General features: G+C 68.5%; 16 protein-coding genes. 8 read left to right on the forward strand and 8 right to left on the reverse strand.

What is annotated here, in order from left to right:
- Position 1: 1 nt before the first annotated feature.
- Genes F0U60_RS34200 through F0U60_RS34215 form a run of 4 tightly spaced genes read left to right on the forward strand, consistent with a single transcriptional unit; the run spans position 2 to position 3736 of the window.
- Complete coding sequence (locus tag F0U60_RS34200; protein WP_395806251.1) at positions 2-829, forward strand: hypothetical protein; 828 nt, start codon at positions 2-4, stop codon at positions 827-829.
- Between the two features lie 58 nt (positions 830-887).
- Positions 888-1568 carry a Smr/MutS family protein gene (locus F0U60_RS34205; RefSeq protein WP_395806252.1) on the forward strand — a complete coding sequence of 227 codons (681 nt, stop codon included), beginning with the start codon at positions 888-890 and terminating at the stop codon, positions 1566-1568.
- A 36-nt stretch (positions 1569-1604) separates the two neighbouring features.
- On the forward strand, positions 1605-2600 hold the full coding sequence (locus tag F0U60_RS34210; protein WP_395806253.1) for an adenosine deaminase: 996 nt from the start codon (positions 1605-1607) through the stop codon (positions 2598-2600).
- Positions 2601-2605: 5 nt separating this feature from the next.
- The gene (locus F0U60_RS34215) at positions 2606-3736 is read left to right on the forward strand and encodes a quinone-dependent dihydroorotate dehydrogenase (protein ID WP_395806254.1); all 1131 of its coding nucleotides are present in this window, start codon (positions 2606-2608) and stop codon (positions 3734-3736) included.
- A gap of 71 nt (positions 3737-3807) precedes the next feature.
- Here the strand turns inward: F0U60_RS34215 and F0U60_RS34220 are convergent, their stop codons facing one another.
- The 6 genes from F0U60_RS34220 to F0U60_RS34245 all read right to left on the reverse strand — a co-directional run bounded on the left by F0U60_RS34220 (position 3808) and on the right by F0U60_RS34245 (position 9968).
- On the reverse strand, positions 3808-4497 hold the full coding sequence (locus F0U60_RS34220) for a DUF4097 family beta strand repeat-containing protein (RefSeq protein ID WP_395806255.1): 690 nt from the start codon (positions 4495-4497) through the stop codon (positions 3808-3810).
- Between the two features lie 63 nt (positions 4498-4560).
- A complete protein-coding gene (locus F0U60_RS34225) occupies positions 4561-5709 on the reverse strand; it encodes a glycosyltransferase (protein ID WP_395806256.1) in 1149 nt (382 codons plus the stop codon).
- Positions 5699-6985 carry an O-antigen ligase family protein gene (locus F0U60_RS34230; RefSeq protein ID WP_395806257.1) on the reverse strand — a complete coding sequence of 429 codons (1287 nt, stop codon included), beginning with the start codon at positions 6983-6985 and terminating at the stop codon, positions 5699-5701. The genes F0U60_RS34225 and F0U60_RS34230 overlap by 11 nt, the downstream gene beginning before the upstream one ends.
- 184 nt (positions 6986-7169) lie before the next feature.
- On the reverse strand, positions 7170-8843 hold the full coding sequence (locus tag F0U60_RS34235) for a DUF6178 family protein (RefSeq protein ID WP_395806258.1): 1674 nt from the start codon (positions 8841-8843) through the stop codon (positions 7170-7172).
- Between the two features lie 13 nt (positions 8844-8856).
- Positions 8857-9462, reverse strand: coding sequence for a ribosome biogenesis GTP-binding protein YihA/YsxC (yihA, locus tag F0U60_RS34240; RefSeq protein WP_395806259.1), 606 nt, complete (start codon positions 9460-9462; stop codon positions 8857-8859).
- A gap of 5 nt (positions 9463-9467) precedes the next feature.
- Positions 9468-9968: a cytochrome c3 family protein gene (locus tag F0U60_RS34245; protein ID WP_395806260.1), complete on the reverse strand. Its 501-nt coding sequence runs from the start codon at positions 9966-9968 to the stop codon at positions 9468-9470.
- Between the two features lie 130 nt (positions 9969-10098).
- Here F0U60_RS34245 and F0U60_RS34250 point away from each other — a divergent pair, with 130 nt between their 5' ends.
- The 4 genes from F0U60_RS34250 to F0U60_RS34265 are packed head-to-tail and all read left to right on the forward strand — an operon-like array spanning position 10099 to position 13330.
- The gene (locus F0U60_RS34250) at positions 10099-10566 is read left to right on the forward strand and encodes a hypothetical protein (protein ID WP_395806261.1); all 468 of its coding nucleotides are present in this window, start codon (positions 10099-10101) and stop codon (positions 10564-10566) included.
- A 6-nt stretch (positions 10567-10572) separates the two neighbouring features.
- Positions 10573-11169, forward strand: coding sequence for a dephospho-CoA kinase (coaE, locus tag F0U60_RS34255; protein WP_395806262.1), 597 nt, complete (start codon positions 10573-10575; stop codon positions 11167-11169).
- Between the two features lie 23 nt (positions 11170-11192).
- Positions 11193-12374 carry an SDR family oxidoreductase gene (locus tag F0U60_RS34260; protein WP_395806263.1) on the forward strand — a complete coding sequence of 394 codons (1182 nt, stop codon included), beginning with the start codon at positions 11193-11195 and terminating at the stop codon, positions 12372-12374.
- Positions 12375-12376: 2 nt separating this feature from the next.
- Positions 12377-13330 carry a hypothetical protein gene (locus F0U60_RS34265; RefSeq protein WP_395806264.1) on the forward strand — a complete coding sequence of 318 codons (954 nt, stop codon included), beginning with the start codon at positions 12377-12379 and terminating at the stop codon, positions 13328-13330.
- On the opposite strand, the gene F0U60_RS34270 is transcribed toward F0U60_RS34265, so the two are convergent.
- The gene (locus F0U60_RS34270; protein ID WP_395806265.1) at positions 13331-14374 is read right to left on the reverse strand and encodes a hypothetical protein; all 1044 of its coding nucleotides are present in this window, start codon (positions 14372-14374) and stop codon (positions 13331-13333) included. It abuts the gene before it with no gap.
- Between the two features lie 208 nt (positions 14375-14582).
- Positions 14583-15824, reverse strand: a complete 1242-nt coding sequence (locus F0U60_RS34275; RefSeq protein WP_395806266.1) for an aspartate aminotransferase family protein — start codon at positions 15822-15824, stop codon at positions 14583-14585.
- Between the last annotated feature and the right edge of the window lie 18 nt (positions 15825-15842).

Consider the following 15842-nt stretch of genomic DNA (forward strand, 5'->3'; position numbering starts at 1 on the left):
CATGCCAGATCATTCCACCATCCAGGTGCAGCTCTTCGATGCCACGACGGGCCAGCACATTGGCGAGGCGGAGCTGCCCGTGGGCAACCTCCCCCAGAGCTTCGAGGCAGCAACCACGCTGCGCGTTGGAGACAAGACCTACTCGGTCGTCTCCGCCTCCCCCATGACCGCTCGGGAGTTCCGCGCGACCGGAAAGCTGCGGCTCGAGATGCGCGAGGTGCGGATCTCCAAGGTGAGTCCGCGCGAGGTGCTCTACTCGCTGCCCTCCATCGCCGAGGAGATTCCTCCCATTGAGGAGGGCTCGACGAAGCTGGGCAAGCAGGTGCTTGAGCTGCACGAAGACGACTGGCGACAGATCGAGCTCGTGGCGATCACGCTCCAGGGCTCCATCGAAGTGGACCTGCGGGCGATTGAGCGGATCTACACCCAGCATCGCAAGAGTCCCGGCTTCGACGCGATCTACATCCGCAAGGAGGTGCCTCTGCCCCTGCATGGGACGTGGATCACCCTGGCCAACCTGCGGAGCACCCTGGGCGAAGCCGCGACGTGGCTCGAGGGGCTCGCATTCCGGGGGGTGGCGGGGCTGGTTGCGGGAGGCTTCGCCGTGAAGCTGCCCTCGGGCCTTGCGTTGTACGGCACGCAGCGGGAGGGTCGCATCACCGCGCTGGGCCTCCACCGCACGCAGACGGGCGCGGCCCTTCAGGGGGATGCCGCCCTGCTGGCGACCCTCGCCACCCAGCATCAGCTCTGCATCGTCGATTGGTGCCGGGTACGACTGATCCCCCCCTCCGCCCAACGCTTCCAGGCCTGGCTGTCCGGCCAGGACTGAGCCGGGGGATGCTAAACCGGGTTGAACCCCGGCCCGCTCTGTCGCATTACAAGTCCATATGAGCGACCGCGGCTCCCCCAAGAAGAAGAGCGAGAGCTTCAACAACCCCTTCAAGGCAGCTCTCGCGGACCTCAAGAAGAAGCAGGCCGAGCCGCCCAAGAAGCCCCAGGCGCCTCCCCCGCCCCCCAAGCCCTCCAAGTCCAAGCGCCAGGAGGAGGACGACATGTCCCTGTTCCTCTCCGCCATGGACGGCGTGGAGCAGCTCACCCACCGCGGCGAGCCGCCCCCTCCCAACCCCCGTCTGCCGGAGATCATCGACGAGAACGCCGAGGCCCTCGCCGAGCTCGCCGAGCTCGTGGCCGGCCAGGGTGACTTCGACGTCTCCGACACCGAGGAGTACATCCAGGGCGCCGCCCCCGGGATTGATGCCCGGCTGCTGCGCTCCCTGCGCCGCGGCGACTTCTCCGTCCAGGGCCGCTTGGACCTCCACGGAATGACCCAGGCCGAGGCCAAGGAGGCCGTGAATCGTTTCCTCTCGGACAGCCGCCGCGGCGGCAAGCGCTGCGTGCTCATCGTCCATGGGCGGGGGCTCAACTCCAAGGACCAGATCCCCGTCCTCAAGGAGAGCCTCCGGGGATGGCTGGGCCAGAAGAGCATCGGCAAGACGGTCCTGGCGTTTGCTACCGCACGTCCTCAAGACGGGGGCGCGGGCGCCGTTTACGTGCTGCTGCGCCGGTAGCTGGACGCCCGGGCGGCACTGTGCATACATGCCGCCATGGCACGCGATCTCATTGATCTGCACATCCACGTGGGTAGCTCCGTGGCCCCTCACGTCCTCTGGTCCCTCGCGCACCAGCAGGGCTTCAAGCTCCCGGTGAAGAGCTATTTCGACTTCGTGGAGCTCATCACCTCGCGTCCCGGCAAGGTGGGCAGCCTCGAGGACTACCTGAAGATCCTCCACACCTGGACGGAGAAGATTCAAAGCTCGCCCATGGCCGTCGAGCGCTCCGTGTACGAGATCATCGGCAAGGAGTACCGCGGCAGCCGCGTCACGCAGATCGAGCTGCGCTTCAACCCCATGAAGCGCAACCTCAACTCGGAGTTGGATCTGGATCACATCATCCACGCGGCGCTGCGTGGCATGGACCGGGCCATGCTCGAGTACGGCGTGAGGGCAGGCCTCATCTTCTGTCTGGCCCGCGAGTTCGACCACCGGCTCAACAGCATCCTCGTGGACAAGGCCATCAAGTACCGCAGCCGCGGTGTGTACGGCATCGACCTGGCCGGCACAGAGACGCACGCGCTGGAGCTCGAGCCCGCCGTGGTGTCGCAGTACGAGGAGCTCTTCGCCCGCGCGCGCAAGGCGGGCCTCAAGTGCACCGTGCACACCGGAGAGACGAAGGGCACCGGCGCCGAGGGCGTCATGGCCGTGGTGGAGAAGCTCAAGCCCCACCGCATCGGCCACGGCATCCGCGCCGCCTATGACGAGTCCGCCATGAAGCTGCTGCGCGAGCGGGACGTGGTGCTCGAGCTGTGCCCCACCTCCAACCTCCACACCCGCGCCGTGGAGGGGCTCGACGAGCTCAAGCACATCATGCGCACCTTCTGGGACCGCGGCGTGAAGTTCACGCTCAACACCGACGGGACGTACCTCCTGGAGACGGACATGCTCCGAGAGGTGGAGCTCGTCGAGAAGAACGGCCTGCTCTCCCCGGAGCAGGTGGACCAGACGCTCGCCTGGGCGCGCCAGTACTCCTTCATTCCCACGTGAGCTCCATGTACCGCCTCGCCCGCGCCCTCCTCTTCCTCCTCCCCGCCGAGCGCGCCCACCGGCTGGGCATGACGCTGCTGCGGTGGTTCGGGCACCTGTCTGGGCTGTGCCAGAGCCTGCGCGCGCGGACGCTCTCCGCCGTCACCTATGACGCCTCGGTGAAGGTGGCGAGCCTGGAGCTCGCTCACCCGGTGGCGCTGGCCGCGGGACTCGACAAGGAGGCCGAGGCCGTAGACGGGCTGCTGGCGCTCGGCTTCGCCGCGGTGGAGGTAGGGACGCTCACCCCCAGGCCCCAGCCGGGCAACCCGACTCCGCGCCTCTTCCGCATCCCCGAGCACCGGGCGCTCATCAACCGGATGGGCTTCAACAACCACGGCGCCACCCACGCCGCCGAGCACCTCCGGGTGCGCACCTGGCACCCCGCCCCTGTGGGGGTGAACATCGGCAAGAACAAGGACACGCCGCTGGAAAAGGCGGTGGACGACTACGTGGCGTGCGTGGACACGCTGGCCCCGCTCGGGGACTACGTGGTGGTCAACGCCAGCTCGCCCAACACCCCCGGCCTGCGCAAGCTGCAGGAGCCTGAGGCCCTCACCGCGCTGCTCCGGGCCGTGAAGGCGCGCCTGGAGCAGGTGGCTCCGGGCAAGCCCCTCTTCCTGAAGATCGCCCCGGATCTCACGCCCGAGGCCGTGGACGAGGTGGTGGACGTGGCGCGCGCCTGCGGGTTGGCCGGGCTCATCGCCACCAACACGACCATCGCCCGCCCCTTCGAGCACCCGGTGGCGAAGGAGGCCGGTGGCCTGTCCGGAGCGCCCGTGCGCGAGCCGGCCAACGCCGTCATCCGCCGCGCCTATGCGCGCAGCGGAGGCGAGCTGCCCATCATCGGCGTGGGTGGCGTCTTCACCGCCGAGGACGTGTACGAGAAGCTGCGAGCTGGAGCCTCGGTGGTGCAGGTCTACACAGGCTTCATCTACGAGGGGCCCGGCATGGTGCGTCGGCTGCTCGAAGGATTGGGCCCACTGCTGGCCCGGGATGGCTTCCGCTCGGTGCGCGAGGCCATCGGCGCGGACCACCGCGGCGTCCCCATGACACCGCTCGCTGTGCCCGCGCACGAAACCGTGCGCCCCCAGGCCTGAAGCCCCCCGGAAAAAAGAAGACGCTCGCCGGCGCCTTGGAGTTTCACCGGCGAGCGCCACGTTACTTCGAATCACTCGGCGGACTGGATGTCGAGCGCGCCGCTCACGGTGCTCACGTTCACGTCGTGCTCGCCATTGCCGTACTTCTGACTGGTGGAGCCCAGGCTCACGCCACGCCCGTTGAAGCGGCCTCCCACCGAGGAGAAGTCCACGGTGGCTCCTGCTCCGCGCGGCAGCTTCAGCTTCACGTCGCCGGACACAGTGCTCACTTCGGTGTCCTCAAGCAACTCGGGCGCGAGCTCCACGGAGCCGTTCACCGCGGCCACCTCCAGCTCGCCCCGCGAGCCCTTCACCGACACGTTGCCGCTCACCACCGACAGCTCCTGCTCCCCCGCCACGCCCGACACGTTCACCGAAGCCGCTACCGTGGACACCTCCAGCGAGGAGTCGCGCGGCACCTTCACCACGAAGTGCGTGGGCACCGGATCCTGGCACTGGGACATCTTCTTCCCGCAGGAGCCACAGCACATCCGCACCGTCACCTCGTCCCCGTCCTTCTCCACTTCGATGGGGTACCGGGCCCGCTCGGCCTCGCTGCCCTCCTGCGTCGCCTCCACTGACACCGTCTTCCCGCTCGTGGCTTCCACCCGCACGGAGCCGTTGACGTTGGAGATACTCACCTTCGGCGTGCCATCCGTGTCGAACTGCCACGACTGAGGAGCGGGAGCGGCGGCCAGGACCAGGAGCAGGGCGAAATTCACGGCGGAGACCTCGTAGGAGAAGGTTGCTGTCCCCCTCTCCTACGAGCTTGCGAAAAAACGATTTCACCCGCCTCGCGCCACCCGCCGGTACAGCGCGTCGTGCCTGCGTACCATCCGCTCCAGGGACAGCTCGCGCTCCACGAAGGCGCGCGCCTCCGACCCCATGCGCCGGCCCAGCTCACGGTCCGCCAGCAGCTTGCGGAAGGCCTCGCACATGGCCTCGGGCCGCAGGGGCGGTACCACCAGGCCCCGCTCCCCATCCGCCACCAGCTCCGGGTTGCCGCCCACCGACGTCACCACCATGGGCAACCCCGCGGCCATGCCCTCCATCACCGCGTTGGACATGCCCTCCGCGGTGGAGCACAGCACTCCAAAGTCCGCCCGCGCATAGATGGCGGGGACATCCGAACGGTGCCCCAAGAAGTGGACGGTGTCCGTCAGTCCGAGCGAGCCCGCCATCCGCTCCAGCTCCAGCCTGCGCGGGCCATCCCCCACCAGGAAGGCGTGCAGCACGTGCCCCTTGAGGCGCACCATCGCCAGCGCTCGCAGCAGATCCTCCTGCCGCTTCACCGGGTGGTTCATGTTCGCCACGTGCACCACCACCGGCGCACCGCGTGTGTCCGGCAACGGGGCCTTCAGCCCCTCACGCATTCGCATGTTGAAGCGCGCCAGGTCCAAGCCATTGGGGATGACGGACACGCGCTCCGCCGGGAGCCCCTCCTCCCGTACCAACATCCGGCGGATGGCCTCGGCGTTGGCCACCACGTGGTCCGCCAGCCGAGTGAGGCCCTGGAGCAGCGCCCGCCGCGCCTTCCCGTGCCAATGGGCCAGGTCCAGCCGCCCGACAATCACCTTGGTCCCCGCCAGCTTCGCCGCCGGCACCACCAGCATCGTCGAGTAGAAGTCGTGCGCGTGCACCACCTCCACCCGCTCGCGCCGCAGCCACTGCGCGAGCCGCACCACCTGCCGCGCCGAGTTGGGCCGCGCCAGCGACCCATTCAGCGGAAACACCTCCGGCGCGAACCCGAGCCGCGACACCGAGTCCATCAGCGGCCCCGCGTCCTGCAGCACCGCCACCTGCACGCGGTAGTTGGACGGCAAACCCCTCAGCAACTCCACGACCTGCACCTCGGTGCCGCCGATGTGGAAAGACTTGGTGAACTGCACCAGGCGGAGGGGTTCCTCCGCCATCCGTACCTCCTCACGCCGCATTGTTGGACCCCTCCAGGCCCGCCAGCAGTCGACCCTTCACTTCGGGAATGTTCGCCGACTCCTCCGCCTCCTGCGCCCGGGCAATGCGTTGTGCGCACGCCGCCAGACCGAACAGCACGTACAGGTGCGAGGACAGGATGTAGCCGGAGAACAAGTCACAGATGAGATAACCCGCCATGGATGCCGCCAGTCCTCGCGCCAGCCACCCCAACCGTGGGTTGCGCGAGGCCTCGAAGGCCCCTCCCGTCGCGCCTCCGGCGAACACCAGGAAGAAGAGCAGGCCCACCCAGCCCAGCTCCCCGATGACGTCCAGGAAGATGTTGTGTGCCACGTACGCGCGCGTCGCTTGGGGCGGCGCGTACAGGTGCCAGGCGTAGCGGAAGGAACCTGCCCCCACGCCCAGCAGCGGCTTGTCCAGGCTGATGCGCGACGTCACCTGCCACGCGTACACACGGCCCATGGCCGAGGCGTCCTCGTGGAAGGTGGCCACCGTCTCGTTACGCGCCCAGAAGCTCTTCGGCGCGAACACCGCCAGCCCCAGCGCGAGCGCCACGCCCAGCAGCACCGAGCGCAGCTTGCGCTGCTCGCGCATCGCCCAGATGGCCATGGCCACCGACAGGCCGATGAAGCCACCGCGCGAGTAGGTGGTGACGATGGCCACCACCGCCAACACCACCGCCAGGGCGCACGCCGCGCGCCACAGCCAGCCGCTCTCCTTGCGCGCCAGGAAGGCCACCGCCAGCGGCACCACCAGCGCCAGGTTCATGGCCGAGCGGTTCGGGTCCGCGTACACCTCCACCCAGTGCGCGCGGTACCCTTCCACCAGCGTCTCGGGCGTGCCGGTCAAGTACGTTTGGATGACGCCATAGGACGTCACGATCGAAGCCAACACCATGGCCCCGCACACCACCGCCAGTCGCCTCGGCGTGGTAACCACGTTCACCAGCGTCAGGTAGATGGCGGTCAGCTTCAGCAGCTCGATGGCCGTGAAGCGCGACACCTCCGGGTTCACCGACCAGGTCACCGAGGCCAACGCCAGCCCCGAGAAGCACAGCAGCGCCACCCCTCTCACGCCATCGAAGAAGAGCGGCTCCGCGCGACCCATCCGCCGCAACGCCATCAGCCCCGCGGCCAGGCCCGACGTCAGCAGCGCCAGACGCAGTGGCGCCAGCGCGGGTATCCACGCCTGCGGCAGCATGTAGATCAGCGCCGCGAAGGCGGTCAGCGCATAGAACGCCACCACATCCCGGCGTTCCGAATTGTCGCCCAACCCCATCCAAACCCTCCTCCCGCCTGGGCCACGGTGCGTGGTCCAGGACACTCTGCGCGCCAAGCGCGCGCCTGGGCGCGCTGTCGAGGTGCAATCCGCGCGCCTTCCCGGGAGTGACGCCGTGGATCTCGTGGATCCAAGCCCTTAGCGATCGGGGGCCTACGTCCGGAGGGAGGTAGGTCTGAAAGGATTACGGCTTTCCGCCTTCCATGGGCAGCAGAACGGAAGCAATGGGGCTCAGCGTGCCCTCCTGCAGGAACGAGGGAGCAAGCTCCTCCAGCAGGCGGGCGAGCGTCGCCTCCACCAGGCGGCGCAGCTCGGGTCGGGCCGCCTCGGGCACCACCGGCTCCAGCACCGCCACCACGCGCCCGGCCACCTCCGGACGCAGGCGCGGGGCCTCTGGAGAGCCCTCGAAGAGCATCGTCCCCAGCTCGTCCCTGCGCGCCGAGGGCACCGGCCGCGGCTCCACCTTCCCCTCCAGCAGGGCCAGCGCCACGCTGGCAGCGAAGAAGCGGTCCACTCCCAGTGTGCCCGGCTCCAGGCCAAAGCGCGCGAGCACCTCATGCGCTCGCTCCTTTGAGCCACCGAGCAGCGCGCCCAACAACGCCACCTGCGCCTCTGCCCGCGCGAGCACCTCCTCGCTGGCAGCCAGCTCGCGCCGCGAACGGAAGGGCACCGCCTCGGCGCCAGGCACCTTCAACGCACGCCTTGGCCGCTTGCGGCGCAGCGCCTCGACGGCGGCGGCCTCCTCTGGGAAGAGCAGGTGCATGCCCTCCACCTGCGCGAGCGGCTGCTTCATCAGCCGGTCCGCACGGAACTTGAGCGCCAAAGTCAGAGAGAATCCCACCTGGAAGACGCGCCGGGTCTCCGTGTCGCGTACCACCTGCGCGGCGCGCGAGGGGTCTCCTCCCGTCAGGTGCTCCAACCCCAGCAGCAGGTAGTCGCGCACCATCTCACCCACACGGCGGATGGCGTCCAGGTCCCCGGGGTCCTCCACCTCCGCCACCAACGAGGCGTTGGCCAGGTAGCGCAGCTCGGCCTCGAGGTTCTCCCGCTCCACGTCGTCCAGGCCCACAAAGGCGGCCTGCAGGTAGTCCGGCTGCGCCTTCGCGGCCACGAGCGCCGCGACCGTGGCCGGAGCGGGCGCGGGTCCAGTGTCCACCCGACTGAAGAGCCGCGCCGCCTCCTCCAGGGAGGGGAAGCCCAGGTCCTCCAGCCTCGCCGTGCGGAAGCGGTAGGCCGCCTCCTCCATCTCTCCCGGCACCTCCCAGCGCGTGGCCTCGAGGAAGCGCACCGCCTCGAAGGGGTTGTCCGCGATGAGATCGTTGAGGATGGAGCGCAGCGCGGCCAGCTCCGGGCCCTCCACGCCCTTGAACTCCACCAGGTAGCGCCCCTCGGGCGTCTCCAGCGTCACGCCCTCCACGTGGACGTCCGGGTTCTCCTCCAGGTCGTGGATGAGGGTGAACTCGCGCACCAGGAGCTCGAGCACCTCGGTGTCCACCTTGCGCAGCTTCTGGAGGAAGTCCCCGGAGGCGTCCCCTCGCGCGGCGCGCAGCCAGGTGAGCACCTCGTGCAGGGCAACCCGGTCCTTCTTCCACCCGCCCAGGTCCACGAAGGTGCGGAACTGCTCGGGCGAGGCGAGCTGCACGAGCTCGGTCGAGTCCGCCAGCCCCACCTCCATGATGGTGAAGTAGATATCCTCCGCGGGTAGCGAGCGCACCAGCGCCCGAGCGTCACGCGACTCAATGAGGGCATCCAGCCGCTTGCGGGCAGGCAGCGACGCGAGCTGCCGACGCAGGGTGCTCAGAGCCTGCTGGAGATCACTTCCATTGCCCCTGCTTCCGTTTCCCTTGCCATTCGACACGGGGCTCACCCCTTCACTTCACGGTGTTCAGCAGCGCGTTCCACACCTCGTCCAGGCCCAGCTTGTCCGTGGCCGAGAAGGCCAGCACGGCCTCCTTCGGTAGGGAGAGCTGCTCGGCCAGGTCGTTCAGGCGGGGCTTGCGACGCGCCTTGGGAAGCCGATCGATCTTCGTGGCCACCACCAGGATGGGCCGCTTGGCCTCCTGCAGGTAGTCGAGCGTCTGGAAGTCGTCGGAGGTGGGCCCCACCTCGGCATCGATGATGCTCACCACCACCTTCAAGTCCCGGCGCTTCTCCAGGTAGGTGGTAATCATCGTCTGCCACTCGGCGCGCTCCGCCTTGCTCACCTTGGCGAAGCCGTAGCCGGGGAGGTCCGCGAAGCGCACGAGGTGGCGCTTGCCCTCCCGCTCCACGTCCACGTCGAAGAAGTTGAGCGCGCGGGTGCGGCCGGGGGTGTTGGACACGCGCACCAGCTTCTTGCGGCCGGTCAGCGCGTTGATCATGGAGGACTTGCCCACGTTGGAGCGGCCCACGAAGGCCACCTCGGGGGCGAGGCTCGTGGGGTAGCCCTTGGGCTCCACCGCGGTGGTGATGAAGCGGGCGTCGAGAATCTTGATCACGCGAATTATTTCTTCTTGGCAGGCTCGGGCGAGGGGCTCTCGGCACGCGCCGACTTACCGGTGCGCTCGGCGGACCAGTGGTCGATGGCCTTGAGCGACTCGACGAAGTTGAAAGGCTTGAGCGACGGGGACGAGGCGTCGTGGCAGTTGCGGCACTGCTTCTCCGAGGGGTCCACCAGGCCCACCAGCCGGGCCAGCTCGGCGTCCTTCATGACATAGGAGGGCGAGTAGTACTGGCCACCGCCATGGCAGGTCTCGCACGTCACATGGGAGACACCCTGCGACGCCTGGTCGGGCGAGTGACAGGACAGACACCGTGCGTCCTTGCGCTGGGCCTCGGAGAGCGAGTCCCCCGCCCGGGCATGCTTGGACTGCATCCAAGCCTCGTAGGCCGCCGGGTGGCAGCCCTTGCAGCTCTCCGGGCCGAGGAAGTCGGCGGCAGGGGCTGCGCCAGAGAGGGCGAGGACGAGCACGACGGAGGAAATCCAGGGGCCACGAGCGCGCATCGGCCGGGTGACTAGCAGACGCACCCGGAGCGGGCAAGGCAGAGGTGCGCAACCTGGCGCTGTTGTGGCCTCCCGGACGAAGACGGGGGGAGCTTGAGACAGCGCGGGGGAATCCGTTACACCAGAGGGAATGAAGACCATCGCCATCGTTGCCTTGCTCCTCGCCGCCGCGCCCGCGGTGGCCAAACCGTGGCAGGGGATCGAGCCCGGGCAGTCCAAGCGTGATCAGGTCATCCAGAAGTTCGGAGAGCCCTCGCGCGTGGTCACCACCGAGGGCAAGGAAGTCATCGCCTACTTCGAGCAGAAGGCCATCAAGGGCACCAAGCAGGTGCAGTTCAAGGTGGACCCCGGCACCAAGCTGGTCGAGCGTATCGACGTCTTCCCCGGTCCCGTCATCGACAAGGAGTCGGTGGAGAGCACCTACGGCCCTGTCTGCCCGTCCGGCAAGATGCCAGCCTCGCCCTGCTACCAGAAGAAGCTGACGGACGACTTCCGCACCTACCTGCTCTACCCCCGGCTGGGTCTGGCCGTGTTCCTCAACGAGGACGGCAAGACGGTGCACTCGTTCATCTTCACGCCCCAGCCGAGCGGGAAGTAGGCCCCCGTGAAAATCTACGGGCTGACGGGAGGCATCGCGTCCGGCAAGAGCACCGTGAGCCGGATGCTGCGTGAGCTGGGTGCCCACGTCCTGGACGCGGACGTCATCGCCCGCGAGGTGGTGGAGCCGGGCACGCCAGGGCTGAAGGCCGTGGCCGAGCGCTTCCCCGGCGTGGTGGGCCCGGACGGACTCCTGGACCGGGCCGCCCTGGGGGCCCGCGTCTTTGGGGACCCGAAGGAGCGGGCCGCCCTCAACTCCATCCTCCACCCGCTCATCGGCCAGCAGTTCCTCCTGCGCACCCACGCGCTCGCCGCCCAGGGGGTCGCGCGGATCATCTACGACGCCCCCCTCCTCATCGAGAACCGGCTCCACGAGGGGATGGACGGGGTGGTGCTGGTGTGGGTGCCCCGTGAGGTGCAGAAGGCCCGGCTGATGGCGCGCGACGGCTTGGACGAGGCGGCGGCAGAGGCTCGGCTGGCCGCCCAGCTACCACTCGATGAGAAACGGCAGCACGCCACCTGGCTGGTGGACAACTCGGGGGAGAGGGAGGCAACCCAGGCCCGAGTGAACGAGGTTTGGCGCGCCATGCTCGCGCGCGGCTGAGGGACGGGTATGCTCCGCCGCCCATGAGCGAGAAGCGCAAGGAAGCCCGCGGCAAGGCCGGAACGTACTTCGTCACCGGCTTCCCGGGTTTCATCGGCAAACGGCTGGTCGAGCACATCCTCCGCGAGGAGCCCAAGGCTCACGTCTACGTCCTGGTGCAGCCCAAGCACCTCAAGGAGGCGCAGAAGGTCGCCTCCCAGCTGAGGAACTCCGGGGGCACGCTGGAGCTGCTCACCGGCGACGTCGTGGACATGCACCTGGGCCTGTCCGGCGAGGAGTATCAGCGGCTGTGCGAGCGGGTGACGCACATCTACCATCTGGCCGCCGTCTTCTACCTGGGCGTGCCCAAGGAGACGGCCTGGCGCATCAACGTGGACGGGACGCGCAACGTGCTGGAGCTGGCACGGGACTGCGAGCACCTCCAGCGCTTCAACCACTTCTCCTCCTGCCACGTCTCCGGTGACCGCGTCGGCGTCATCGCCGAGGACGAGCTGGACTGCGGCCAAGGCTTCCGCAACATCTACGAGGAGACGAAGTTCCAGGCGGAGAAGCTCGTCCAGCGCGCCGCCTCCACCCTCCCCATCACCATCTTCCGCCCGTGCAGCGTGGTGGGTGACTCGCGCACGGGGGAGATCGACCGCTTCGAGGGCCCCTACTACCTGGGCATCCTCCTGGTGACGAGCCCGCTGGTGGTGCCGCTGCCGCTGCCCGGCAACGGCGTGGCCCCGCTCAACGTGGTGCCGGTGGACTTCGTGGTGCAGGCGGTGTGGGCGCTGTCGCACGATGCGCGCGCCGTGGGCCGCACCTTCCACCTGGTGGACCCCAACCCGATGAGCGCTCGCCGCGTCTACGAGCTCATCGCGGAGAAGGCGAACAAGAAGCTGCCACGCTTCAACCTGTCGGCCCGGGCCGCGGACGTGATGATGCGCCTGCCCGTGCTGGAGAAGCTCGCCCGGCCTCAGCGCGCCGCCCTCAACTACGTCAACCACCTGGCCATCTATAACTGCCACAACACCCTGGAGCTGCTGGACGGCACCGGCATCCGCTGCCCTCCCCTCTCCTCCTATCTGGACCAGCTGGTGGCCTACGTGCGCGATCAATACCGCCAGCGTCGCGAGCAGGCCGCCGAGGTGGAGGATCCGTTGGACCGCGCCCCCACCGCCCCAGATGAAGAATCGGGCACGGACGCTCGTCGGAGCCGCTGATCATGCGCCACCCCCTCTCCCGCTTCTTCTTCCTGCCCCTCACGGCTGTACTCGGCACGGGCTGCCTGGTGAATTCGGGTCCCAACACCCCGAAGAATCCCTGCGACCCCAACCCCTGCACCCAGGGCGATAAAACCGTCTGCGTCAACGAGAACAACCAGGCACGCTGCGTCTGCAGGGAGGGCACCGTCCAGCGGCCCAACGGCACGTGCGAGCCCCTCTCCACCCTCAACTGTCCCGAGCATCCGGGCGACAGCGCGGAGCCGGATGACTGCCTCGCTCGCGCCGGCACGCTGACGAAGGACAGTGCGTCGCGGCAGCAGAGCATCGAGCCCGTCGGCGACTACGACTTCTTCCGGGTCGACGCCACCTCGCGAGACATCTACAGCGTCACCGTGGAGCCCAAGCAAGGCGCACTCCTGCCGCGCGTGGACATCTTCGACCCGGCGGGCCTCTGGCTCACCTCGCAGGACGGTCAGCCCAAGGCCCAGGTGGGCTTCAAAGCCCGCGCGACGGGGCCCTACTACGTGCGCGTGAGCCACTCGCCGATGGATCCATCCCCCGCCACCGGGCTGTACGCCCTCTCCTTCAGCTCGCTGGGTCAGGACGACCACGGCGATGGCTCCACCGAGTCCACCTCCATCTCCGCGGAAGAGTGGAACGTCCCCTCGCCCACCAACCGCTACGGGCGCCTCGAGTACGGCCTGGACGAGGACTGGTTCTCCCTCTCCGTCACCCAGGGCACCCTGTACCGCATCGAGTTCGACACCAGCCGCTACGTGCCCGCAGCAGCTTTCTTCACCCGCGAGGACGTGAAGAACCCCGTTCACACCTCGAAGAACTCGTACGTGGAGATCCGGGCGCAGAGCACCACCACGCTCTACATCGACCTCTACTCGCCGCAGGGCGAGACGGGCAGCTACGCCTTCCGGGTCTTCTACTACCCCAACAGGTAGTCAGCGGATGGTGATGATGTCCTGGTCCAGCAACCGGGCCAGGACCTGAATCGTGTCCGGCCGGGACATGCCCGAGACGGAGAAGAGGGCCTCGAAGCTGAGCCGCCCGTCGATGCGCGACAGCAGGAAGCCCGCGCGGGGATCCAGGCTGAGCTTCATCAGCTCCGCCATGCGAAGCTTCAGCATGGGCACCCGCTTCAGGTCGCCCAGCTTCGCCTCCAGAGCAGCCTGCTGCTGGCGCACACAGCGCTCGCGAGCCGCTGTCAGCAGCGGATGACCTGGAGCCATCTGCTCGACCTTGCGCAGCAACTCCATCGCGCTCGACACGTCACCCAACGAGAGCAGCTCCTCCACCCCCTGCAGCAACGTGGCCACGGGCACCGGCGCAGGCGTCACCGCTCGAGCGGCCACCGGCGCAGGCGTCACCGCTCGAACAGGCGCGGGCGCTGGCGCACGAGGAGCGACAGGAGCGGGCACTGGTGCACGAACGGGGGCGGGAACTGCTGCGGGCGCACGAGCGGCCACGGGCGCCACCGCACGAACGGGCGCGGGCGCTGCTGCGGGCGCACGAGCGGCGACCGGCGCGGGCGTCACCGCACGAACAGGAGCGGGCGCGGGCGCACGAGGAGCCACGGGCCCAGGAGGGACCGGCCGGGGAGCCTCGGGCCTGGACTCGGGCTCGGCGAGGAAGTCCAGCACGTCGGCGGTGATGAGACGGGGCTCGGCCCCTGGGGAAGCCATCTCCGCTTCGTCCAGCAGGACGACGCTCACCTCCAGCGCGGGCTGGGGCGCCACGGACGCGGCGACGGGAGACACGGAGCGGGGCCTCGGCGCGGTGACAAGCGCGGCCTCGCTCTTCGCGAGCCACTCCCGAGCCCGGCGGTGGGTAGGATCATGCGACAGGGCACGCAGGAAGAGGTTCCGAGCCCCCTCGTTGTCCCCTCCGAGGTGAAGCCAGAGCCCCGCCTCCATGAGCTGGTTGGCCCGGATGACGTCGCGGCCCGGACCCGGCTGGACACCACGAGCGGTTTGGGGCGCGATCACCGAGAACCTCCAGACTGGAGCCCTTTCAAAGGAACTCAGGAAACCAATACAACTGGCGGAAATCCTAAGCTCGCCTCAATTTCGCGTCAAACGCTAAAGGCGGATTTTTTCAGACTGGAAGCACGGCTTCGCCGACCCATGAACCTCCCGAATTTCCGGGAGTGCACCCCAGGAGAGACCCGGAGTGCACTCCAGAGGCAGCGAGCGCTCAGGACTTCAGGGCGCGCTCGAGGATGCGCACGCCATGGTCCAGATCGTCATTGGTGACGGTGTAGGCCGGGGCGAAGCGGATGGTCTTCTCACCCGCGGCGTTCACGAGCAGGCCCAGCTCCCGGCACTTGGCGATGAAGGGCGCGGCGTCCTGGAAGAGCTCCACGCCGATCAGCAGGCCCAGGCCGCGCGCCTCCTTGACGACAGAGGGCATACGGCCCTGGAGCTCCCGCAGGCGGGTCAGGAAGTACTCACCCTTCTGAGCCACATCGCGGAGCATCTGGGGCTCGGTCACCTTCCGAGCGACGACGTTGGCGGCGACCGCGGCGATCAGGTTGCCACCGAAGGTGGAGCCGTGGGTGCCCGGCGTGAGGCTCTTGCCCGCCTCGTCGGTGCACAGCATGGCCCCGATGGGCAGGCCGTTGCCGAGCGACTTCGCCAGGCTGATGCCGTCCGGGAGGATGCCCTCGTGCTGGTAGGCGAAGGCCTTGCCGGTGCGGCCCATCCCGGTCTGGATCTCATCCACGAGCAGCAGCAGGCCCTTCTCGTCGCACAGGGCGCGCAGGCCCTGGAGGAAGCCCTTCGGCGCCGCGCGTACCCCGCCCTCGCCCTGGATGGGCTCCACGAGGATGGCCGCGGTGTGCGGACCTACGGCCTTGCGCACGGCCTCCAGGTCCCCATACGGCACGTGGGTGAAGCCCGCCGGAAGCGGCTCGAAGCCCTTCTGGTACTTGGTCTGGCCGGTCGCGGTGACGGTGGCCAGCGTGCGCCCGTGGAAGGAGTTCTCGAAGGTGATGATCTCGTAGCGGTCGGCGTTGCCCCGATCCTTCTGGACCTTGCGGGCCAGCTTGATGAGGGCCTCGTTGGCCTCCGCACCCGAGTTGCAGAAGAAGGCGCGCTGCAGGCCCGAGGCGGCGGTCAGCCGGGTGGCCAGCTCGATCTGCGGCTCCGTGTAGAAGGCGTTCGAGACGTGCCAGAGCTTGTCGAGCTGGGCCCTCACGGCGGCCACGACCTCGGGGTGGCAGTGGCCGAGTCCGCACGTGGCGATGCCTCCGAGCAGGTCCAGATACTCCCGGCCATCGGCATCCCAGACGCGCGAGCCCAGCCCGCGCTCCAGCACGATGGGCTGTTGCTTGTAGTTCTGCAGCAGGTGGGCCTTGGCCTTGTCAATCCACTGCTCGTTCTTACCGGTAGAGGTGGAAGTGGCCTGCGCGGCGGCGTCGGTTTTGGCGGTTCTCATGGAGATCTCGTGGGGCAC

Source organism: Archangium minus (assembly GCF_044360475.1).
GTDB classification, from domain to species: domain Bacteria; phylum Myxococcota; class Myxococcia; order Myxococcales; family Myxococcaceae; genus Archangium; species Archangium minus.